This is a genomic window from Erwinia sp. OLFS4, assembly GCF_002752165.1.
Lineage (GTDB): Bacteria > Pseudomonadota > Gammaproteobacteria > Enterobacterales > Enterobacteriaceae > Izhakiella.
The window spans coordinates 39334-60722 of sequence record NZ_MOMB01000009.1; the positions used below are offsets into that span (position 1 = coordinate 39334).

Below are 21389 nucleotides of genomic sequence, written 5' to 3' on the forward strand. Positions count from 1 at the left end.
AACTGACGCGATAGCTGCAGTGTGACAGGCTACTGGCGGGCGGTCTGATCTCAGACAGAAAGGATAAAAAAATAAGGGCAGCGACGCTGCCCTTACCGGTTATTGCTGCAGCGCAGTTGCGCTACCCGACTTCTGACTCAGCTCCAGCTGGGCCAGGTCGTTAGCGATATGCACCGTTTCATCCAGATAGGGATCCGGCTCTTTGTAATCTTTCGGCAAATCGTCCAGACTCTTCAGCGGTTTTTTTCCTTCTGCGCTAAAGCGGGCATTAATACGTTCCAGACGCAGCACATCGTCCTCATGGTTCTCTTTTTCACGCTGTGCATAATTCAGCGAGATATTATTGCGCTTGTCTTTGAGTGCATTAAAGCGGGCGATATCCTTAATGATGTACTGAAACTCGCGATCGTTCGTAATACGCTGATCATGCAATTTTTTCAGTGCCGGAATATACGCTTTGATATCTCCTAGTCTGGCGTAAGTAGCGGGTTTAATGCTGTCCCAGGGGAGTGCGTTATCTTCAAACTTTTCCCCTGTTTCCACGGCTTCAACACCCGTCGGCATCATCAGATCCGGCGTAACGCCTTTACGTTGCGTACTGCCGCCGTCAATGCGATAAAACTTCTGAATAGTGTATTGTACCGAGCCCAGCGCCGGCCATTCCGGCCGCAGCATTTGATCATAAATCCGGTTCAGCGAACGATACTGTTGCACAGTACCTTTGCCAAAGGTGGGTTCACCAACAATCAGCGCGCGGCCATAGTCCTGCATGGCGGCAGCGAAAATTTCAGATGCCGAAGCACTGAAACGATCGACCAGCACGACCAGAGGCCCTTTGTAGTAAACGACACCATCGTTATCACTGTCTTCCCGCACCTTGCCATTATTATCCCTTACCTGCACTACCGGGCCACCAGGGATAAACAAGCCAGACAGGGAAACCGCCTCGGTTATCGCCCCGCCGCCGTTAGTGCGCAGGTCGATAACAATACTATCCACTTTCTGTTTTTCCAGCTTTTGCAGCTGCGCTTTAACATCGTCCGTCAGGCCAACGTAGAACCCAGGAATGTCCAGTACGCCGACTTTTTCTTTACCGACGTTTTTCACCGACATTTTTACCGCACGATCTTCCAGACGGATTTTTTCACGCGTCAGGGTGACAATTCGGGTTTTAGTGCCCTTACCGGAAGGCAGAATTTCCAGCCGGACTTTACTGCCTTTTGGACCTTTGATCTGCGCAACCACGTCATCCAGTCGCCAGCCGATAACATCGACCATTGCTTTACCGGGCTGGCCGACACCGACAATACGATCACCCACACTGAGCATTTTGCTGCGGGCAGCCGGACCGCCGACCACCATTGAGTTGATCACCGTATAATCATCGTCCATCTGCAATACCGCACCAATCCCTTCAAGAGAAAGGCTCATTTCACTATTGAATTGCTCGGTATTCCGCGGTGAAAGATAGTTGGTGTGCGGGTCGATTTCATGGGCGAAGCTGTTCATCGCCAGCTGAAAAACATCTTCACTGTTGCTCTGCGTCAGGCGGCGAATAGCGGACTGATAGCGTTTGGTCAGGATATCGCGAATCTCTTTTTCGTCTTTACCTGCCAGCTTGAGGCTAAGCTGGTCGTATTTGACTTTCGCGTCCCATAGCGCATTAAGCTCAGCAACCGATTTCGGCCAGGGTGCCTTACTGCGATCAATAGCAATGGTGTCATTGCCGGTAAAATCCATCGGCCGGTTCAGCAGACTAAGCGCATACTGATAGCGCTCAAAACGCCGACGCTGAGCCAGATTGTACAGATCGTAGAATACCGTCAGCTGACCATTACGCAGCTCGTCGCCCAGTGTGCTTTTTTTGCTGGCGTAGTCAGCAACATCGGATGCCAGCAACACGTTATGGCTGTAGTCCAGCATGTTGAGATAACGGTCGAAAATTTTTGCAGAAAACGCGTTGTCCAGATCGAACTGACGATAATGCGAATGAGTGAAACGCGCGGTAACACGTTCACTGACCGTTGCATCCTGCGGTGCCTGCTTAAGAACCGGGATCTGATCTTCCCGGGTAATCACGGGGGTTTCATTAGCCAAAACCGGGCCTGCCAGCAGCAAACCCACCAGAATAGTCATTTTAAACTTATTGTTCATGCCTCTAATCGGCCTCCGTTTCAGAACTGCAAATGTTCTGCGCGCACAATCATTGCCAGGCCGGAAGCGAGCTCTACCCGAACACCGTCTTTAGTGATTTCAAGAACCGTGGCATCCATGGCACTTTTGCCTGCTTTTACCTTGATATTCTGCCCTATTGCCAGTACAGCGGTATCGGTAACAGGCAGGCGGGGTTTGCTTTCCACTGGCCTGCTCGCCGCCGGAGCACGGGGTGGCTTACTGTTGCTACGCGCCGGGCGGCCTTCTTCCGCTGGGGCGGCATTTTTTCGTACAGCCGGTTTGCGAGGACGTCGCACGTTCTCCTCACCCGCCATGGCTTCGCGCCTTTTGTCCTGCTGCTTTTCACGCTGTGCCTGTACGCGCGCTTTGGCTTCTTCTAACTGTTTGCGCGCATGTTCGACGTGCTGTTCCTCCAGCTCGCCGCAGGGGTTACCGTCAAGGTCTACCCGGATGGCCCCGGCCTTTACACCATAAAGGTAGCGCCAGCTGGAAGTGTACAGGCGCAGTGCCGAACGCAGCTGGGTTTTGCTCAGACTCATTTCGCCCTGAACGCGGTCAACGAGGTCCTGAAAAATACCAATCTTGAGAGGACGTGCTTCACCTTCGGCAGAAAAACATTGCGGAAAACGCTCGGCCAGCCAGGCGATAACTTCTTTACTACTGTTCAACTTAGGTTGATTTTCCATGAAATTTCCTGATTACAACGGGTTTGCCAACCAGCGCAGGCATGAACAGGCGACATTATAATGACCGTGACGCCAATTGCCACGTGATTGAACGCGTTAGCGACGATTGATCTGCAGAAAGTGATGCAGATCGGTTGCTGCAAGCGCTTCACCCAGCCAGTCGCTAAGCGTTTTCAGTCCCGCTTCATCCTCAGCATCAAAGCGATTATACGCTACGCTGTCGATGTCGAGTACACCAATGATTTCACCGTTTACTTTCACAGGTAACACGATTTCCGCATTGCTGTCAGCATCACAGGCAATGTGGCCGGCAAAGGCATGCACGTCGCCAACCCGCATAATGGCCTTTTCACTGACGGCACTCCCGCAGACGCCCCGACCAACGGGTATCCGCACGCAGGCAATTTTGCCCTGAAACGGGCCGAGTACCAGGGTGTTTTTTTCACTCAGCAGATAAAATCCTGCCCAGTTTACCTGCGTCAGGCGCTGATAAAGCAATGCGCTACAATTGCTCATTAACGCCAGAAAACTGGTTTCACCCTCGACCAGAGCCTGTAAATCACGGTTAAGCTCATCATAAAATTGTTGTTTATTCATCAGATACCACTAATCGACTCGCATAAAAAGCACGTTCAATCACGCCCGCAGGGAAAATAAGCACGAATTGCTTGGCGCAACAAGATGAAACATTCCGTTAGTTAATATACCCTTAGTCGGGCCGGACCGGTAAACATGGACAGGTCGCTAACGTCAGTACGCACAAAATGCACATACGGCCCAAAGATTATCATCATGAAAATTTACGCTATTCACCATGTTTTGCCACAGGCACGTTATCAGCGTTGTCCCCAATGCGATACCCTTTTTTCCTTACCCGCAGTGAAGTCGGTCCAGTCGGTTCATTGTCCCCGCTGTGATGCCCGTATTCTTAATGGCCGTGACTGGTCAATGACCCGCCTGTGTGCCATTGCGGTAACCATGTTATTATTGCTGCCCTTCGCTTTCTCCTAACCCTTGATGTCACTGTCATTACTGGGTACCCATATTCGCGCCAGTCTGCTCGGTGGCATTATGCAGATGGCGCGCGAAGGCGACGTTATCGCGGCATCCATGGTGGCTTTTTGTACTATTGGCACCCCGGTTACCCTGGTCAGTGCCCTTCTTTATCTCTGGTTTGGCCATCGTCTCGGCATGAATCTGCGCCCGGTGTTGCTGATGTTGCACCGGCTAAAAGAGTGGGTAATGCTGGATATTTATCTGATTGGTATCGCGGTCGCCTCAATAAAAGTTAAAGATTATGCTGCCCTTGAAGCCGGTCCCGGTCTGGTTGCTTTTATCACCTTGACGCTGCTGAGCCTGCTGGTGCTGATTCATCTCAATGAAGAAGAGTTGTGGCAGCGCTTTTACCCGCAACCGCAGGTCAGTCAGCCTGCTGCCTCTTTACGCATCTGCCTGCATTGTCACTTTACCGCGACACCCGATAGTCGCGGACGCTGCCCGCGCTGTCATTCCCCGCTGCCCGTTCGCCGCAGGCATAGCCTGCAAAAGTCGTGGGCAGCGTTGCTGGCCTCTATCGTTTTTCTTATTCCTGCCAATACGTTACCAATTTCCATTATCTATCTTAACGGCGCCCGCCAGGAAGATACCATCCTTTCGGGCATTTTATCGCTTGCCAATGGTAACGTACCGGTGGCCGCCGTGGTGTTTATTGCCAGTATCCTGGTACCGGTCACTAAAGTACTGGTGCTACTTACGCTACTGCTGAGTATCCATTTTCGCTGTGAGCAGGGACTTAAAACCCGTATCCGCCTGCTGCGCCTCGTCACCTGGGTTGGTCGCTGGTCGATGCTGGATTTATTTGTTATTTCCCTCACAATGTCGTTGGTCAACCGCGACCAGCTTTTAGCTTTCACCATGGGCCCCGCCGCATTTTATTTCGGTACGGCGGTCATCTTGACTATTCTTGCCGTTGAATGGCTTGACAGTCGCTTACTTTGGGACGCACATGCAACAGCAAACGCCGAATACACCGATTGACGCGCGCCTTCGCAAACGGCAAAAAATTTCGCCTTTCTGGCTACTGCCGCTGATAGCGTTAATGATTGCAGGCTGGCTTCTGTGGACGAACTATCAGGAACGCGGTGCAACCATCACTATTGTGTTTACGTCTGCCGACGGCATTGTCCCCGGTCGTACTCCCATCCGCTACCAGGGGGTTGAAGTGGGTACGGTGCAGGGAATTAATCTTAGCGATGATTTACGTACTATCCGGGTGAAAGCCAGCATCAAAAGTGATATGAAAACGGCTTTGCGCGACAATACCCAGTTCTGGCTGGTGACGCCCAAAGCCTCACTGGCCGGCGTTTCTGGTCTGGATGCACTGGTCGGTGGTAACTATATCGGTATGATGCCGGGCAAAGGCCAACCCCGTTCTGACTTTGTCGCACTCGACACTCAGCCGAAATACCGGGTCAACACGGGTGAAATGCTGATACACCTGCACGCGGCGGACCTCGGATCGCTCGGCACCGGCTCACTGGTTTATTTTCGCAAAATCCCGGTCGGCCGCGTTTATGACTATACGGTCAACCCGGCCAGTCAGGGCGTCACCATTGACGTACTGATTGAGCGCCGTTTCACTAATCTGGTCAAAAAAGATAGTCGTTTCTGGAACGTCTCCGGCGTAAAAGCCGATGTTGGTCTTGCCGGAGCCCGACTGGAAATGGAAAGCCTGTCTGCGCTGGTCAACGGTGCCGTGGCCTTTGATTCCCCCGCCGCTTCCCCGCAGGCGAAATCGGAAGATAATTATCAGCTCTATCCCGACTTGCAGCACAGCCAGCGCGGCGTCGATATTACGCTGGATCTGCCGGATGGTAAGGGTCTGAAAGCAAATACCACCCCGCTGATGTATCAGGGATTACAGGTCGGTACGCTCAGCAGCATACAGCTGCAGGATAACGGTCGGGTTAAAGGCGAACTGATTATTGATCCTTCGGTAGTGGATATGATGCGCCAGCATAGCCGCATCGAACTCCATACCCCCAAAATCAGTCTGTCGGACCCGTCACTCAGTACTCTGCTGACCGGTCCTACGCTGGAACTGGTACCGGGTGACGGTACAGCGGTCGATCGCTTTGTTGTAGCCGCGGTCAATGATGCTCCATTGCAACAACCCAACGCACTGAAGCTGACACTGACCGCCGCAGACAGCTATGGTATTGATGCCGGCCAGCCGGTGGTATTGCACGGTATGAAAATTGGTCAGATTGCCAGCCGTACCCTGCAGGAAAATGGGGTCACATTTACCCTCGCCATTAATGCCGATTATCGCCATCTGGTGCATGCTGACAGCAAGTTTATTGTTAATAGCCGTCTGGATGTGAAATTCGGACTTGATGGCATGCAGGTCCTGGGGGCCAGTGCCCGTGAATGGGTCGATGGTGGTATTCGCCTCGAACCTGGCAGTCAGGGTGCCGCTACCAGCCGCTATCCGCTTTATGCCGATGCGGCAAAAGCCGAAGAAGGCATTACCGGTGACCAGCCCCCGGTGACGCTACGGCTAACCGCCAATAGCCTGCCGGATATCCAGAGCGGATCCGTGGTTCTATATCGAAAATTTCAGGTCGGCGAGATCGTTTCCGTTACGCCTTATGCCAATCGTTTTGATATCGGGGTCCATATCCGGCCAGAATATCGCAAACTGCTAACACCCGGTAGCGTCTTCTGGGCAGAAGGCGGTGCGAAAGTACAGTGGAACGGTAGCGGCCTGACGGTGCAAGCCTCGCCGCTTAATCGCGCGCTCAAGGGGGCCATCAGTTTCGACAATCTGACTGGCGTCGATGCCGGCGGCAGTAAAGACAAGCGTATACTTTACGCCTCAGAAACCGCCGCGCGTGCCGTTGGCAGTCAGATTACCCTGCGCACCTACGACGGTAGTAAACTCGCCGCCGGCATGCCGATTCGTTATCTTGGCATCAGCGTCGGTCAGCTGGAAAGCATGGCGCTCAGCCCGGATAACCGCCAGGTTATCGCTAAAGCAGTTCTTTATCCGGAATATGTAGAACAATTTGCCCGCTGGGGCAGCCGCTTTTCGGTGGTTTCACCACAAATTTCTGCCGCAGGCGTTAACCACCTCGACACGCTGCTACAGCCCTATATCAACGTCGATCCGGGCAAAGGCCGGGTAACGCGCAGCTTTGAATTACAGGAAAACACCATTACTGACGCCCGTTATCTTGATGGCCTCAATGTGGTGGTAGATACCAGTGAAGGCGGCACCTTACAGGTAGGAACGCCGGTCTTTTTCCGCGGCGTAGAGGTGGGGACGGTGACCGGTACCACGCTGGGCCCGATGGCTGACCGCGTGCTGGTTTTCCTGCGTATCAGCAGCAAATATCAACATCTGGTGCGTAACAACTCGGTCTTCTGGCTGTCATCCGGATATAACCTGAAATTTGGCCTGGTTGGCGGCGTAGTGAAAACCGGTACCTTCCAGCAGTTTATTCAGGGCGGCATTTCGTTTGCCACACCGCCGACGGTGCCGCTGGCGCCACAAGCTACGCCAGGCAAACATTTTCTGCTGGAAGATGAAGAACCTAAAGGCTGGCACGACTGGGGAACAGCCATCCCTCAGCCCTGATTAGCCGGGCGCCGCCTTCGACAGCGGCGCCCGGTCAAGGCATAATAGCGTTTTACCGTCACCGGGGTTCTTCCCCTTTCCGGCCTGGATTATACCTGTGAGCACCACTGCGACACCTTTTCTTCCCGATGCCTTTCTTGCTCAGATGCGCGAACTGCTGCCTGATGACAATGACTTTCAGGCGTTCATCAACATCAGCCACCAGCCGTTGCGCCGTAGCCTGCGCGTGAATACGCTGAAAATCAGCGTGACACAATTTACTGAACAGATGGCCCGCCATGGCTGGCAGCTGACGCCGGTCCCCTGGTGTGACGAGGGCTTCTGGATAAGCCGTGATGAAGATCATTTTCCCCTTGGCAGCAGCGCTGAGCATTTAAGCGGCTTATTTTATATTCAGGAAGCCAGCTCAATGTTACCGGTGACGGCCCTGTTTGCCGCCACCGAACGGCCTGAACGGGTGCTGGATATGGCTGCCGCACCAGGATCCAAAACCACCCAGATCGCCGCCAGAATGCAACGACATGGCGCAATTGTTGCCAATGAATATGCCGCCAGTCGCCTTAAAGTATTGCATGCTAATCTCAGCCGCTGCGGGGTCAGCCATGTCGCACTTAGCCATTTTGACGGTCGGGTATTTGGTGCCGCGCTGCCGGAGCAGTTTGACGCCATATTACTCGACGCGCCTTGTTCCGGTGAGGGGGTATTGCGCAAAGATGCCGATGCGCTAAAAAACTGGTCTCCTGACAGTAACATCAAAATAGCGGCCACCCAGCGCGAACTTATCCGTAGCGCCTTCCATGCCCTGAAACCTGGCGGCGTGCTGGTTTACTCCACCTGCACCCTGAATCATACAGAAAATCAGCAAGTAATTGACTGGTTACTCGCGCAGTGGCCACAGGCTGCAGAGCGGCTGCCGCTTAATACACTGTTTGACGGCGCCGAACGCGTGGCAACCGCAGCCGGCGATCTCCACGTTTTTCCTCAGCGCTTTGACAGTGAAGGTTTTTTTGTCGCACGGCTGCGTAAAACCGCCTCAGTCACGCCGCCGCCCGCCCCCAGCTATCAGCCAGGCAAATTACCCTTTAGCCGCCTTTCTGCGGCTAAGAGCCAACAGGTCATTACCGCCGCAGGTCAGGTTGGCCTGCGCTGGCATGACCTGACACTTAGCCTGTGGCAACGTGACAATGAACTGTGGCTTTTTCCCCAGGCCGTGGAACCACTTCTCGGCAAGATTCGCTTTTCACGTATTGGCTTGCGGCTGGCAGAAACCCATAACAAAGGCTATCGCTGGCAGCATGAAGCGGTGATTGCTCTGGCTGATCCCGGGGCACACAACCGGCTGGCGCTTACCTGCGAAGAGGCCGAAGAGTGGTATCGCGGGCGTGATATTTATCCCAGCGCAGAGATTAAGACCCAGGAAGTAATAGTGACATTTCAGCAACAGGTACTGGGGCTGGCAAAAAAAGTCGGTAACCGCCTGAAAAACAGCTATCCGCGTGAACTGGTGCGTGACGGTAAACTTTTTAATCAACACCAGCGCTGATCCGGCCCGGCTCGCTGTAGCCGCATCAGACTCCGCAAATTGTCAGATACCGATCGGTGCCAGTAACGTTGATTGACGTTGCAACAGCACCGTTACTTTCACTGAAGACGCCGTGGTCAGATGCGGCGTTGCCGCCAGACTGGCATGCCAATACTGTTACATCCCGCGATACTTAAATCGGAATGATGGTTTCTTTTCGCTATTTATGTCGCGCAGATCACGAAGCAGAGAACTTTATTCATACTGGTTTACAGCTGGCTGGAAAAAAAACACATGACGTCTACAGTTAAAAGGCAAAGCGGTCAACGCCTGCATTAATGCCAACTTTTAGCGCAAGGCTCTCCCGCAAGAGCCATTTCCCTGGACCGAATACAGGAATCGTATTCGGTCTTTTTTTTACCGTTTTCTCAACCGTCCTTCACTTACCGTCCTGGTAAATTTAACGTGACAGTGTCACTAAAAACAATAAACAGTCGCCGCTACACTGTGCATCGCGGCGAGTGTTTATGCCCACGCCAGGGGTCGGGGTTATATAGCCAGCCGTTTATGCCCACCTTGTACCCTGCACGCATCTCAGGGTTATGCGCTATTCTGCCATGATCCGCTTTAACCACAGGCGGTAAGCCGCAGGCCAGGCCACCGTTGCTGTCCCGGCTTTTCCCAGTGCGAAACCGTGGCCACCATTACGATACAAGTGCAGCTCGACCGGTACCTGTGCCCGCTGACAGGCTTCCGCCATGACAATACTGTTATGCGGACTGGCAAGGGTATCGTCCTCCGCCTGTACCAGAAAAACCGGCGGTGTCGCCGGCGTAACATGGCGTTGTACAGACCAGCGTGCATTTTGTTGGTCGCTGGCCTGCGGCCCTACCAGCATTCGATGGGTGGAAGTATGGCTCCACGGCCGTTCTAAGGTCACCACCGGATAGATCAGCGCAGCGCCATCAACACTGACGCTGGTGTCATCAAGCGCGTCCTGTGGCGGATAATCGCCGAGCCCATTAGCGGTAATGGCCATTCCCATCAGATGACCACCGGCTGAAAAACCCAGTACGCTTAGCCGCTTTTCACGGCTGGCGATAACCCTGAGTGCACGTCTGGCATCCTGTAATGCCACACTGGCACCGTCATGCCAACCCTCGCCGGGCAAACGATAGCAGAGAATATATGCATTGTAGCCTTGTTGCTGCAGCCAGCAGGCTGCCGGCCAGGCTTCACGCGCCAGGCTAATTCGTTTATAGCCGCCGCCGGCGGCAATCAACACCGCTTTACCGTCAGCACCACTGGCAGGGAGCAGCGTTAACCCGGGGCGGGCTATATGGGATAATGCCCCTGTGGAGGAATAACGGGCAGCACCAACAGGGCCGCCGCCGCCCGGCGGCAGACCCGGCCAGAGCGGTATATCAATCCCTGCTGCTTGATGCGGCGCAATGGCGGCATAACCGTCGGCGAATATCAATGACAACCCGCTGGCAAAAGTAGCCCGAATAAACTGGCGTCGCTGCATCATTCCCCCGGCTAAAGTGGACAGTCTGCTGCAGAAAAATGAAAAAAAAGAGAGAGCCGGCAACGTTATTTTACACAGAGCCGTTGTGCACGTTCGATAAAAGGTTGCAGATCCTTTTTCTGGCCGGGATTGGCCGGATCATCAAGCTGAATAACAGAAATAGGTTTTGCCTGAACCTGACCGGCTTTCATCATTGCTTCTGCTTTATCATTCAGCGGATATTCCAGCAGTGTACTGGGATTAATCGCAAACAATGCGCCCCCTTTTTCACAACTGAGCATGACTTCTTCCCGGTTAAATGCCCACTTATCTTTCCCTATTTCAAACCGGCTGACGGTTACAATCTGTGACGCGGCCAGGGCGCTGTGACAAAAACCCGTCAACAGCAGAATCGTGCACCATTTTTTCATCATTAACCTCTTTAAGACAAACTATGCGCCTGCAGGTTACCCGCTAACCTGGTGGCAATGTTGCAAAAATCGCCACCAGCATCAGCACGCTGGCCGCCAGCAGCAGTTCAAGCAAAGTCACCATCACAAAATATCGTTGAACCCGGCTGGCTACCCGGCCAAAACGGGGTACCAGCCAGTAACGGTTGTACACAGCAAGTGCCACCATCAGCAAGACCAGCAATATTTTTACTGCCAGCAGCTGACTGTAGCGCTGAAAATGCCATAACGGCCAGTCAAGCAACAGCCAGCCATCAATAATGCCACTGAGCAGTACCAGTGCCACCGCCAGATGTCCATATAACGAAAAACGCATCAGGGTGCTTATCGCTTCGGCCGGCATCCGCTGGCGCCGGCTTGCCAGCATAATCATCACCAGCGGCACCAACCCGCCACTCCAGAATGCAGCAGCCGTAAGATGCACACACTGGTTTATTCGCTGTAGTGTACCGGCCACCCCATCATACATTGCAGCATGCCCTACCAGCGCCAGACCACACAGCTGTGCAAGCGCGGTCACTAAAGCCATATTGCGCCCTGCCTGGCGCGGAATAAATAGCGCGGCAACGCTCAGCAACGGCAGCCAGAGTTGCAGATGCCACATGCGGCCAAAGGCAGTAGTAAACACCGCCTGCCAGACACTGACATGCAGGATATCCTGCCAGCCATCGCCCATCAGCCCCACCTGAATCGCCAGTAACAGCCAGGCGGAAATACCACACCCCAGCGCGCTAAACAGCGTAAGCGGTGACAGGCGCCGGCATAGCTCGCTACGCCAGCTAGCGGGTGCCAGCAGCGCGCTGTAAAAACAGCAACCCGTATAGATGAACAACAGTGTAAAATGCGTCCAGCGGCTGAACAGATAAATAATATCCAGTGACATAATGTCCATGATTTGGTTTGTGGTGGCTTGCTGCAGACAAGTCAAAACCCGGCGTCAGCATACTCTGCCTCTCCTGAGGTGTCGAGCCGCACACCGCTGACGCGTTCTTAGGGGGACTTGCCAGTCAGCGATGACTAAGGTACTTTCTGCTCAGCTAACAGGAGAGAGAGATGTCTTACAATCTGGCAGTGCTGAATCAGCAGGATAAGGACCGGATCAATACCGATCTTGCCGCCGCTGGCGTCGCATATAAAGAGCGCTATAATATGCCGGTTGTGGCTGAACTGGTTGAAAAAGAACAGCCTGAAGCGTTACGTGCCTGGTTTCGTGAACGTCTGCAACATCATCGTCAGACATCACTGACTCTGAGCCGGTTACCCTGGGAACCTAAGCAAAAATAAGCATTGTTAACATTTTTGTTGTTTTCTTTTGTCGCCTGGTTTCAGATAGCTTGCTGAAATATCACTATCGGGAGTGATCATGTCTTTCTGGCGTATTGCAGCTGCTCAATCCGGTTCAAAATCTGGCGATACTGAATGGAACATCGCCCACCACCTGGCTTTTATTACTCAGGCAGCAGCGTTAAACGTCGATCTGCTGCTGTTTCCGGAGCTGTCTCTGACCGGCTACGATCTGGCGCATGCCAGCCATCAGGCTCTGGATATTGACGATCCACGTCTGAGTGCTTTCAGTGAAGCAGCCCATCAGCATCAGATGAGTATCATCATCGGGCTGCCGCTGCTGCACGAAGGCAAACCGCGTTTAGCCGCCCTGGCATTTTTACCGGAAGGCACCCGCATCGCCTATGCTAAGCGCAAGCTGCATGGCGATGAAAGCCGATTTTTCACTCCAGGGGATGGCCTGCCGTTATTTGGCTACGATCATCGTTATGTCACACTGGCGGTTTGTGCCGATATTACCGTTGAAGACTATGCACGCGACGCCGCACAGCGCGGGGCTAATCTCTACGCTGCCAGCGTGCTGGTAAGCAAATCCGGCTATGATGTTGATACCGGTTATCTGCAGCGCTGGGCACAGAATTTCAATATGGCAGTGCTGATGGCGAATCACGCTTTTGCCACCGGCGGATTAGCCAGCGCCGGTAAAAGTGCGTTCTGGGATCAGCATGGTAAACAGATCGTTGTGGGTGCTGAAGGTGAGCAGCTGGTGATCGCTGAACGCGATCAGGGTCACTGGCGCGGAAATAGCATTGCGTTCATTGCTCCGGCGGTATTATAAGGTGTCAGAACCAACACGCTTTCGCGTCATAGATACTGAAACCTGCGGCCTTGATGGCGGCGTGGTTGAGATTGCTTCCGTTGATGTGGTTGCAGGGGAAATCGTTAATCCAATGAGCGACCTGGTGCAGCCCGATCGACCAATTGGTCGCCAGGCCATGGCTATTCATCGCATTACCCCGGCCATGGTCAGGGGTATGCCGCCGGTTGAAGAGGTGATCCCGCGTTATCAGGGCTGCCAGTGGTACGTCGCCCATAACGCCAGCTTTGATCAACGCGTACTGCCTGCAATGACAGGCAACTGGCTGTGTACCATGAAACTGGCCCGTCAGCTTTGGCCTGGTCGTAAATATGGCAACCAGGCGCTGAAGGACTCGCTGCAGCTGGACGTCACGCCGCCCGACCACCTTCACGCTCACCGTGCACTGTACGATTGTTACGTTACCGCAGCACTATTATTGCGCATTATGCAGGAATCCGGCTGGGACGCGCCGACGATGGCAGCACGAATAGCGCCCCGCAGTGAACAGCAAGGCGTGTTACCCTTTGGTAAATATCGTGGTCAATCCATCACCGAGGTCGCACAAAAAAATCCGGCATATTTACGCTGGATGCTGGAAAATATCCGTGACTTAAAGCCAGCCTTACGACAAGCGGTGATTGACGCGCTGCAGCCGGTATCCTGAACACCGCTCCGGAAAAGGATACCGCAGATAGCCGCCGTTCACTGGCATCATAACCGTTAACCATAACCGTTAACAATGACGCTGCCCCATTGTTCAGGCGGCATCCACCGCCCGGATCAGCGCGTGCTTTTCAATATTGCGCCCTTCTTCGTCACTCGATGTCTGTTGCCCTGTTGTCGTTTCAGGTAATTTACTGGTACGCAGGATATGTGAAACCGTTTCTTTGTGCATCGCAAAATGCAGGCCAATGGCTTCACGCTGGCTGTCATCCAGCACCAGGTCACCGGCCCGCAGCCAGTCGGCAAAGGCGTCTGCCATATCCAGCATTCTGTCATGCGCATCCGCTGCCTTTTTACTGGTAAATGTCATTTTTTCCTCACCATTGCGTTTTACTACATAGATCATTTCAACTGCCATTGCGCACCTCCTGATACTGTATTTATATACAGTATATAACACTCTTTCCGCGCTGGCAAACGGTCAAATCAGATGCCAGCGCAAACGTTTTCGTTTATACTGCGCGCGTTTTTACTCATACAGGATTCTGCATAATGATCACGCTTGGCACTGCCCTGTGCCCCGCCGCCACGCGGGTAATGTTATTAGGCTCTGGTGAACTTGGAAAAGAAGTCGCCATCGAATGTCAGCGTCTGGGGGTGGAAGTCATAGCCGTCGACCGCTATGCCAATGCGCCGGCCATGCAGGTGGCCCACCGCAGTCACGTGATTAATATGCTTGACCCACTGGCACTGCAAGCGCTGATAGCGGAAGAAAAACCCGATTATGTCGTGCCGGAAATTGAAGCCATTGCCACCGCAGTGCTGGTGACTCTTGAAAAGCAGGGGCAGCGCGTAGTGCCCTGTGCTCAGGCGGCGCAACTGACGATGAATCGCGAGGGAATTCGCCGGCTGGCCGCCGAAACCCTGGGTTTACCCACTTCGCCATATCGCTTTGCTGACAACCAGCAAGCCTTTGTTCAGGCCGCTAATGAAATTGGCTTTCCCTGTATTGTCAAACCAGTGATGAGTTCATCAGGCAAAGGACAAAGCTTTATAGCCAGTGAGGCTGACCTTGATAACGCCTGGCAATATGCGCAGCAGGGTGGACGTGCCGGTGCCGGCCGGGTGATTGTTGAAGGCGTTATCCGCTTTGATTTTGAAATTACTCTGCTAACCGTCAGTGCGGTGGATGGCATTCATTATTGTCAACCGGTGGGGCATCGCCAGCAAAATGGCGATTACCGTGAATCCTGGCAGCCCCAGCAGATGAGCCAGCTGGCACAGCAACGGGCGCAACAGATAGCAGAGAAAGTCGTGCGTGCGCTGGGCGGCTACGGTCTGTTTGGCGTCGAACTGTTTATATGTGGTGATGATGTATTTTTCAGCGAAGTTTCGCCACGTCCGCATGATACCGGCATGGTGACGCTTATCTCGCAGGATCTGTCAGAATTCGCGCTGCATGTACGCGCCTTTCTCGGCTTGCCTGTTGGCGAAATTCGCCAGTTCGGTCCGGCCGCCTCAGCGGTAATTTTACCGCAGCTCACCAGCCACAACGTTACCTTCAGTAACCTTGCGGCGGCACTGGGCAGCGGCCTTCAGCTGCGGTTGTTCGGCAAACCGCAAATTGACGGGCAGCGTCGTCTCGGCGTCGCGCTGGCAACGGGTCACACGGTTGAGGAAGCCATCAGTCGTGCGGTAACCTGTGCCAGCGGCGTGATTGTCAGCGGCTAAGCCTTAATACTGCGCTGGCCGCTGACGGTCAGTCAGCCGTGCAAGGTGGCCAGCGCTTCCCTGGCCAGACGGGTAATCCGTGCGTAGTCACCGCTTTCCAGCGCGGCGGCCGGCACCAGCCAGCTACCCCCAATACAATGCACGCTGTTTAGTGCCAGATAATCACGGTAATTCTCCACGGTGATGCCGCCGGTAGGACAGAATCGCACCTGTGGAAAAGGCCCGGCAATCGCCTGTAAGGCTTTTACCCCACCATTGGCCTCTGCCGGGAAAAATTTGAATTCACCCAGACCATATTCCAGCCCCAGCATCAGTTCAGAGACGGTACTGATGCCGGGGATTAGCGGCACAGAACCCGCTGTAGCCGCCTTCAGAAGATTTTCACTGATACCCGGACTGATCATAAACTGCACCCCGGCGCGGGTGACCTCCTGCAACTGCTGGACATTGATCACCGTGCCGGCCCCCACAATGGCATCCGGCACCGCTTTAATAATCGCCTTAATGGCTTCCAGCGCACAGGGTGTGCGCAGCGTCACCTCCAGTACCCTGATACCTCCTGCCACCAGTGCCTGTGCCATCGGCACGGCATGCTCCAGTTTGTTCACCACAATCACCGGTACAACCGGGCCGGTGGTAAGAATCTTTTCAGCGCTGTTATTCCAGTTTTTCATTCTGTCGGACTCCTGACGCCATTCAAATTCTGTGGCGCGGATGAAACGCAAACGAAGGTTTACCTTAACGTAGTATCCGACCACCGGTCTACAAGAAAAGATGAATTTTAAAACAGGGTTTCAAAAATTACGCTGAGGGGGATTTAGCAACCGGCTGGCGCGTATTTTAACGGTCGCCATCACGGCTATAACCGGATAATACCGACATCATAACAACCGCCAACTGTACACCATGCAGGTGAACAGCTGGCGGTTCAGCGCCTGAAAGCGCCTTATTCTGCAGGTCGCGATCGCAGCGCTAGCGGCAGGTGTCAGTCAACGGCTTATTCAAACTCGTTCCAGGAACGACCGTCACGGGTAATCATTGCCACTGAAGCAACCGGTCCCCAGGTCCCTGCCTGATAAGGTTTCGGTGATTCCTTATCCGCCGACCAAGCGTCGATAATGGAATCCACCCATTTCCAGGCGGCTTCTACTTCGTCACGACGAACAAACAGCGCCTGAATACCCCGCATCGCTTCCAGCAGCAGACGCTCATAAGCATCGGCCAGATGTGACTGATTAAAGGTTTCTGAATAGCTGAGGTCGAGCTTTGTTGTTTGCAGATTATGTTTATGATCTAACCCGGGCACCTTATTGAGGATTTCAATATCCACCCCCTCGTCTGGCTGCAGGCGGATGGTTAATTTGTTCTGTGGCAGTTCCTGCCAGGATTCTTTAAACAGGTTCATTTCCGGGTTCTTGAAATAAACCACTACCTCAGAGCATTTGGTGGGTAAGCGCTTGCCGGTACGCAGATAAAACGGCACGCCGGCCCAACGCCAGTTGTCGATATCCACTCTTATAGCCACGAAGGTCTCGGTATTGCTATGTTTATTTGCCCCCTCTTCTTCCAGATATCCCGGTACCTTTTTACCCTGCACGAAGCCTGCGGTATACTGACCGCGAACGGTTTTTTCCCGCACATTGGCATGATCAATCATACGCAGTGACCGCAGCACCCGCACTTTTTCATCACGGATGCTATCAGCACTTAAATCCGCCGGTGGCGACATGGCAATCATGGTCAGCACCTGCAACAGGTGATTCTGGATCATATCGCGCATCTGGCCTGCTTTATCGAAATAGCCCCAGCGACCTTCTATTCCCACCTCTTCGGCTACGGTTATCTGCACGTGATCGATGGTGCGATTGTCCCAGTTATTGGCAAACAGTGAATTGGCGAAACGCAGCGCCAGCAGGTTAAGCACCGTTTCTTTACCCAGATAATGGTCAATGCGGAATACCTGACTTTCATCAAAGTACTCCCCAACCTGGTTATTAATTTCCTGGGAGGTTTCAAGCGAGGTACCCAGCGGTTTTTCCATTACTACCCGCGCCGGATGGGCATTAAGCTTTGCCTGCCCTAACCCTTTACAGATTGCGCCAAAAGTACCTGGCGGCATAGCAAAATAATTAATGGTGACGCGTTTTTTTTGATCCAGCATTTTGCCAAGACGCGTAAAGTGACTGGTATCGTCGACATCAAGGTTACAAAAATCAAGACGTTTACTGAGCCGGTCCCAGAGCGCTTCGTCAATCTTTTCTTTCATAAAAGTTTCAAGCGCTTCACGGACGACTTTGGTATAGGCGGCTTTGTCCCAGTCGGCGCGACCGACACCGATAATGCGAGAGTCTTCATTGATCTGACCGGCTTTTTCCAGCTGATACAGTGAAGGCAACAGTTTACGGCGTGCCAAATCACCTTTGGCACCAAAAATCACCAAATCGCACGCCTGAGCTGTTTGTGTTAGCGCCATTTCATTCTCCTCGTTGCAGGATTGCCTGACTGGATTAATCCATCACGGGTCAGGCACTTAATCTCATTTTTCTGGCTACACTGTACTTCGTTTGACTATGGCAGGTAAACCTGACAGCGCTTATCCCGCACAATGTAGCAACAGGTTTTTAAATTTAACCCGTTGGCCTGACCAGCCAGCCCAGGGTCTGCTGTGGTTTTCCCATCGCTGCCTGCTGTCTGTGATTAAACTGAGCGCCACGCTGACGCCTAAGCTGCCGTACGGACTTTTTCTGCTGCATAGTGGCTATCATTACCTGAAACCACCGTGGATTTCAGCCTATAGCTGCCATTGCCGGCATGTATAAATAACCCAGACAGACGCCACTTCAGGTTAACCCGCGCCATTGCTAAATAACTGGAAACAAGCCAGACCATACGGCGCCCGCCACAGGCTATTCCCCCTGAGTTACATGGCGTGCCGGCCGCCGCTGTCAGAAATTTTTTTTTGCCGCAATATTCCGGTTTTCCCTTGTAATGATATTGTATGCAGCACATGACCGGGCTTGCGGAACATGCTCCCCCTGATTCGCGCTCTTCAGCCCCATGGCCAAAATGCCGGCAGCCCTGACCGGTTGTTGCCCGGCGCTGGATAAGCGCATTTACTTTACGCGGCGGGGAAAAAAAACGTCAGAATCTGAAGCGGGTCAAAGAAGCCTGGCGCAAATCGCGATTTGATAATACCCGAACTGTTCTTCCCCGATTGAACATCGGTTGAGTATTTTTTATTCATCTCACCAGGAGATTTGGGAACATTTGTCACTAATCATATAACATAGGTTTCTCATACCGACTGCTCCAGCCACATTACTACTACCAGATAACGGAGTTATGCATGTCAAGACGTCTCAGAAGAACCAAGATAGTAACTACACTGGGGCCAGCTACTGACCGCGACAATAATCTAGAAAAAATCATTGCTGCCGGTGCCAATGTTGTTCGTCTTAACTTCTCCCACGGTACCCCGGATGATCATCAGCTTCGTGCCAATAAAGTACGAGAAATTGCGGCAAAGCTGGGGCGCCATGTGGCCATTCTCGGCGATTTGCAGGGCCCGAAAATCCGGGTGTCCACTTTTAAAGAGGGAAAAGTTTTTCTTAATATCGGCGACCGCTTTCTGCTGGACGCCAGCCTCGGTAAGGGGGAAGGCGATAAAGAAAAAGTCGGTATCGATTATAAAAATCTGCCGGCAGACGTGGTGCCCGGCGATCTGTTGCTACTGGACGATGGCCGCGTTCAGCTTAAGGTGCTGGAAGTACAGGGAATGCGCGTCTTCACTGAGGTGACGGTGGGCGGTCCGCTGTCAAATAATAAAGGTATCAATAAGCTCGGTGGCGGCCTGTCAGCTGAGGCGCTAACGGAAAAAGACAAAGCGGACATTATTACCGCCGCACAAATCAATTGTGATTATCTGGCCGTTTCTTTCCCGCGTAACGGTGAAGACCTGAATTATGCACGACGCCTGGCGCGCGATGCCGGCTGTGACGCTAAGATTGTGGCGAAGGTGGAGCGTGCGGAAGCGGTTGCAACCCAGGAAGCCATGGATGACATTATTCTGGCCAGCGACGTGGTCATGGTTGCCCGCGGCGATCTCGGGGTAGAGATTGGCGATCCTGAACTGGTCGGCATTCAGAAGGCACTGATTCGCCGTGCCCGCCAGCTAAACCGTTCGGTGATTACCGCCACTCAGATGATGGAGTCAATGATCACCAACCCGATGCCAACGCGGGCAGAAGTAATGGACGTGGCTAACGCCGTACTGGATGGCACCGATGCGGTTATGCTCTCTGCTGAAACCGCCGCCGGCCAGTATCCGGCCGAAACCGTGGCAGCCATGGCGCGAGTCTGTATCGGCGCAGAAAAAATACCGGCAATCAACGTTTCCAAACATCGCCTTGACGTCCAGTTCGATAATATCGAAGAAGCCATTGCCATGTCAGCGATGTATGCAGCCAACCATCTGCAGGGAGTCACCGCCATCATTACCATGACCGAATCGGGACGCACAGCCCTGATGACATCGCGCATAACTTCCGGCCTGCCAATCTTTGCAATGTCCCGACACGAGCGGACCTTAAACCTTACCGCCCTCTATCGTGGCGTTACGCCGGTTTATTTCGACAGCGACAATGACGGCGTGGTCGCCGCCCATGACGCTATTAATCTGCTGCGTGACAAAGGTTTTCTGGTCTCCGGTGACCTGGTGATAGTTACCCAGGGGGACGTCATGGGTGCCACCGGTACAACCAATACCAGCCGGGTGTTGCGGGTAGAGTAACCGCCAGCAGCCCAGTAAAAAAGCCAGCGTAACGCTGGCTTTTTTATCACGAAAGGCTGACCGTCACCCAATCGGGCCGCTACAGATCGTCGCGGCAATAGGGTTCCGTTTCGCCGGGCTTACGCGTTTTAAGCAGTTTCAGTATCCAGGTATATTGTTCAGGATGCGGCCCAATGAGCTGCTCCACCTCTTCATTCATACGCCGGGCCTGAGTCCGGTCATCAGCCTGATTGAGGTCATCCATCGGCGGCCTGATATATACTTCAAGACAATGGGTTTTACTGTTGTATACCGGAAACAGCGGCACCACGCGGGCTTTGCACAGCTTCATCAGACGACCAATTGCCGGCAATGTTGCTTTATAGGTTGCAAAGAAATCGACAAATTCACTCTGTTCTTCGCCGTGGTCTTCATCCGGCAGGTAATACCCCCAGAATCCCTGACGCACCGAACTGATAAACGGTTTAATACCGTCATCCCGTGCGTGCAAACGCCCGCCAAAACGCAGACGTATGCGATTCCACAGATAATCCATCAGCTGGTCGCGCTGGTGATGAAACATAGCGGCAACCTGCTGACCTTCAGATGCCATCAGCATCGCCGGGATATCTATCGCCCAGCCATGGGGTACCAGTAAAATGACATTTTCGCCGCTGGCTTTCACCGCATCAATGATCTCGCGCCCGTGCCACACCACGCGCGTACGCAGCCTTGCGGGATTACGCAAAGCAAGTTCGGCCATCATTACTATCGCCTGAGGAGCAGTGGCAAACATCGCATCAATGATTGCCTCACGCTGCGCAACACTCTGTTGTGGAAAGCAATAATACAGATTTATCCGGGCGCGCCGGCGGGCGCTTTTGGCAAACTTTCCGGCCAGTCGACCAATGCCACCAAGAACAGGGTCACGAATAAAAGCCGGCGTCACGGCCATCGCGGCAAAGGCACCGGCCGCCAGCCAGCTTCCCCAGTAACGCGGCGCCAGCAGATGCTTTCTGAAAACCGGTATAAAAGACTCATTGTGATTTTTTTTGTTATTTTCCATGCATTCGCCTCAAGCAATA

Annotated in this window: 17 protein-coding genes and 1 pseudogene; 8 read left to right on the forward strand and 10 right to left on the reverse strand. The window is 53.3% G+C overall.

Annotated features, from left to right (window positions below; translation table 11 throughout):
• Window positions 1-99 precede the first annotated feature (99 nt).
• The 3 genes from prc to BL249_RS04010 all read right to left on the reverse strand — a co-directional run bounded on the left by prc (window position 100) and on the right by BL249_RS04010 (window position 3458).
• Window positions 100-2154 carry a carboxy terminal-processing peptidase gene (prc, locus tag BL249_RS04000; protein ID WP_099705348.1) on the reverse strand — a complete coding sequence of 685 codons (2055 nt, stop codon included), beginning with the start codon at window positions 2152-2154 and terminating at the stop codon, window positions 100-102.
• Window positions 2155-2174: 20 nt separating this feature from the next.
• On the reverse strand, window positions 2175-2861 hold the full coding sequence (gene proQ, locus BL249_RS04005; RefSeq protein ID WP_099705349.1) for an RNA chaperone ProQ: 687 nt from the start codon (window positions 2859-2861) through the stop codon (window positions 2175-2177).
• Window positions 2862-2957: 96 nt separating this feature from the next.
• The gene (locus tag BL249_RS04010; protein ID WP_099705350.1) at window positions 2958-3458 is read right to left on the reverse strand and encodes a GAF domain-containing protein; all 501 of its coding nucleotides are present in this window, start codon (window positions 3456-3458) and stop codon (window positions 2958-2960) included.
• Between the two features lie 195 nt (window positions 3459-3653).
• On the opposite strand from BL249_RS04010, the pseudogene yebS reads away from it, so the two are divergent.
• The 3 genes and pseudogenes from yebS (at window position 3654) to rsmF (ending at window position 9043) form a co-directional block, all read left to right on the forward strand.
• Window positions 3654-4898 (forward strand): annotated as a pseudogene (gene yebS, locus BL249_RS04015) (membrane integrity lipid transport subunit YebS).
• Window positions 4867-7500 carry a PqiB family protein gene (locus BL249_RS04020; protein ID WP_099705351.1) on the forward strand — a complete coding sequence of 878 codons (2634 nt, stop codon included), beginning with the start codon at window positions 4867-4869 and terminating at the stop codon, window positions 7498-7500. The pseudogene yebS and the gene BL249_RS04020 overlap by 32 nt, the downstream one beginning before the upstream one ends.
• Window positions 7501-7591: 91 nt before the next feature.
• Window positions 7592-9043: a 16S rRNA (cytosine(1407)-C(5))-methyltransferase RsmF gene (rsmF, locus tag BL249_RS04025; protein ID WP_099705352.1), complete on the forward strand. Its 1452-nt coding sequence runs from the start codon at window positions 7592-7594 to the stop codon at window positions 9041-9043.
• A 586-nt stretch (window positions 9044-9629) separates the two neighbouring features.
• Here rsmF and BL249_RS04030 read toward each other — a convergent pair.
• The 3 genes from BL249_RS04030 to copD form a co-directional block, all read right to left on the reverse strand.
• Window positions 9630-10553, reverse strand: coding sequence for an alpha/beta hydrolase (locus tag BL249_RS04030; protein ID WP_342633893.1), 924 nt, complete (start codon window positions 10551-10553; stop codon window positions 9630-9632).
• Between the two features lie 62 nt (window positions 10554-10615).
• Window positions 10616-10960 carry a YebY family protein gene (locus tag BL249_RS04035; protein ID WP_099705373.1) on the reverse strand — a complete coding sequence of 115 codons (345 nt, stop codon included), beginning with the start codon at window positions 10958-10960 and terminating at the stop codon, window positions 10616-10618.
• Window positions 10961-11003: 43 nt separating this feature from the next.
• Window positions 11004-11882 carry a copper homeostasis membrane protein CopD gene (copD, locus tag BL249_RS04040; RefSeq protein ID WP_099705374.1) on the reverse strand — a complete coding sequence of 293 codons (879 nt, stop codon included), beginning with the start codon at window positions 11880-11882 and terminating at the stop codon, window positions 11004-11006.
• A 170-nt stretch (window positions 11883-12052) separates the two neighbouring features.
• On the opposite strand from copD, the gene BL249_RS04045 reads away from it, so the two are divergent.
• From BL249_RS04045 to exoX, 3 genes are all read left to right on the forward strand, one after another.
• Entirely contained in the window at window positions 12053-12283 is a 231-nt protein-coding gene (locus BL249_RS04045; protein ID WP_099705354.1) for a DNA polymerase III subunit theta, read from the forward strand.
• Window positions 12284-12362: 79 nt separating this feature from the next.
• Window positions 12363-13121: a carbon-nitrogen hydrolase family protein gene (locus tag BL249_RS04050; RefSeq protein ID WP_099705355.1), complete on the forward strand. Its 759-nt coding sequence runs from the start codon at window positions 12363-12365 to the stop codon at window positions 13119-13121.
• Window position 13122: 1 nt separating this feature from the next.
• Complete coding sequence (gene exoX, locus BL249_RS04055; protein ID WP_099705356.1) at window positions 13123-13806, forward strand: exodeoxyribonuclease X; 684 nt, start codon at window positions 13123-13125, stop codon at window positions 13804-13806.
• Window positions 13807-13899: 93 nt separating this feature from the next.
• Here the strand turns inward: exoX and BL249_RS04060 are convergent, their stop codons facing one another.
• Complete coding sequence (locus BL249_RS04060) at window positions 13900-14223, reverse strand: YebG family protein (protein WP_099705357.1); 324 nt, start codon at window positions 14221-14223, stop codon at window positions 13900-13902.
• A 134-nt stretch (window positions 14224-14357) separates the two neighbouring features.
• Between BL249_RS04060 and purT the strand changes: the two genes are divergently transcribed.
• Entirely contained in the window at window positions 14358-15536 is a 1179-nt protein-coding gene (gene purT, locus BL249_RS04065) for a formate-dependent phosphoribosylglycinamide formyltransferase (RefSeq protein ID WP_099705358.1), read from the forward strand.
• A 32-nt stretch (window positions 15537-15568) separates the two neighbouring features.
• On the opposite strand, the gene BL249_RS04070 is transcribed toward purT, so the two are convergent.
• Together BL249_RS04070 and zwf are read right to left on the reverse strand one after the other, a co-directional pair.
• Entirely contained in the window at window positions 15569-16210 is a 642-nt protein-coding gene (locus BL249_RS04070; protein WP_099705359.1) for a bifunctional 4-hydroxy-2-oxoglutarate aldolase/2-dehydro-3-deoxy-phosphogluconate aldolase, read from the reverse strand.
• Window positions 16211-16533: 323 nt separating this feature from the next.
• On the reverse strand, window positions 16534-18009 hold the full coding sequence (gene zwf / locus BL249_RS04075; protein ID WP_099705360.1) for a glucose-6-phosphate dehydrogenase: 1476 nt from the start codon (window positions 18007-18009) through the stop codon (window positions 16534-16536).
• Between the two features lie 873 nt (window positions 18010-18882).
• Between zwf and pyk the strand changes: the two genes are divergently transcribed.
• The gene (gene pyk / locus BL249_RS04085; protein ID WP_099705362.1) at window positions 18883-20325 is read left to right on the forward strand and encodes a pyruvate kinase; all 1443 of its coding nucleotides are present in this window, start codon (window positions 18883-18885) and stop codon (window positions 20323-20325) included.
• 79 nt (window positions 20326-20404) lie between these two features.
• Here pyk and lpxM read toward each other — a convergent pair whose 3' ends face one another.
• Window positions 20405-21370, reverse strand: coding sequence for a lauroyl-Kdo(2)-lipid IV(A) myristoyltransferase (gene lpxM, locus BL249_RS04090; RefSeq protein ID WP_099705363.1), 966 nt, complete (start codon window positions 21368-21370; stop codon window positions 20405-20407).
• Window positions 21371-21389: the final 19 nt, after the last annotated feature.

What these genes read in the sequence shown, in the direction of transcription:
- prc (WP_099705348.1), bottom strand. Translation starts at nt 2,154, where the DNA reads ATGAACAATAAGTTTAAAATGACTATTCTGGTGGGTTTGCTGCTGGCA.
- proQ (WP_099705349.1), bottom strand. Translation starts at nt 2,861, where the DNA reads ATGGAAAATCAACCTAAGTTGAACAGTAGTAAAGAAGTTATCGCCTGG.
- BL249_RS04010 (WP_099705350.1), bottom strand. Translation starts at nt 3,458, where the DNA reads ATGAATAAACAACAATTTTATGATGAGCTTAACCGTGATTTACAGGCT.
- BL249_RS04020 (WP_099705351.1), top strand. Translation starts at nt 4,867, where the DNA reads ATGCAACAGCAAACGCCGAATACACCGATTGACGCGCGCCTTCGCAAA.
- BL249_RS04030 (WP_342633893.1), bottom strand. Translation starts at nt 10,553, where the DNA reads ATGATGCAGCGACGCCAGTTTATTCGGGCTACTTTTGCCAGCGGGTTG.
- BL249_RS04035 (WP_099705373.1), bottom strand. Translation starts at nt 10,960, where the DNA reads ATGAAAAAATGGTGCACGATTCTGCTGTTGACGGGTTTTTGTCACAGC.
- copD (WP_099705374.1), bottom strand. Translation starts at nt 11,882, where the DNA reads ATGTCACTGGATATTATTTATCTGTTCAGCCGCTGGACGCATTTTACA.
- BL249_RS04045 (WP_099705354.1), top strand. Translation starts at nt 12,053, where the DNA reads ATGTCTTACAATCTGGCAGTGCTGAATCAGCAGGATAAGGACCGGATC.
- BL249_RS04050 (WP_099705355.1), top strand. Translation starts at nt 12,363, where the DNA reads ATGTCTTTCTGGCGTATTGCAGCTGCTCAATCCGGTTCAAAATCTGGC.
- BL249_RS04060 (WP_099705357.1), bottom strand. Translation starts at nt 14,223, where the DNA reads ATGGCAGTTGAAATGATCTATGTAGTAAAACGCAATGGTGAGGAAAAA.
- purT (WP_099705358.1), top strand. Translation starts at nt 14,358, where the DNA reads ATGATCACGCTTGGCACTGCCCTGTGCCCCGCCGCCACGCGGGTAATG.
- BL249_RS04070 (WP_099705359.1), bottom strand. Translation starts at nt 16,210, where the DNA reads ATGAAAAACTGGAATAACAGCGCTGAAAAGATTCTTACCACCGGCCCG.
- zwf (WP_099705360.1), bottom strand. Translation starts at nt 18,009, where the DNA reads ATGGCGCTAACACAAACAGCTCAGGCGTGCGATTTGGTGATTTTTGGT.
- pyk (WP_099705362.1), top strand. Translation starts at nt 18,883, where the DNA reads ATGTCAAGACGTCTCAGAAGAACCAAGATAGTAACTACACTGGGGCCA.
- lpxM (WP_099705363.1), bottom strand. Translation starts at nt 21,370, where the DNA reads ATGGAAAATAACAAAAAAAATCACAATGAGTCTTTTATACCGGTTTTC.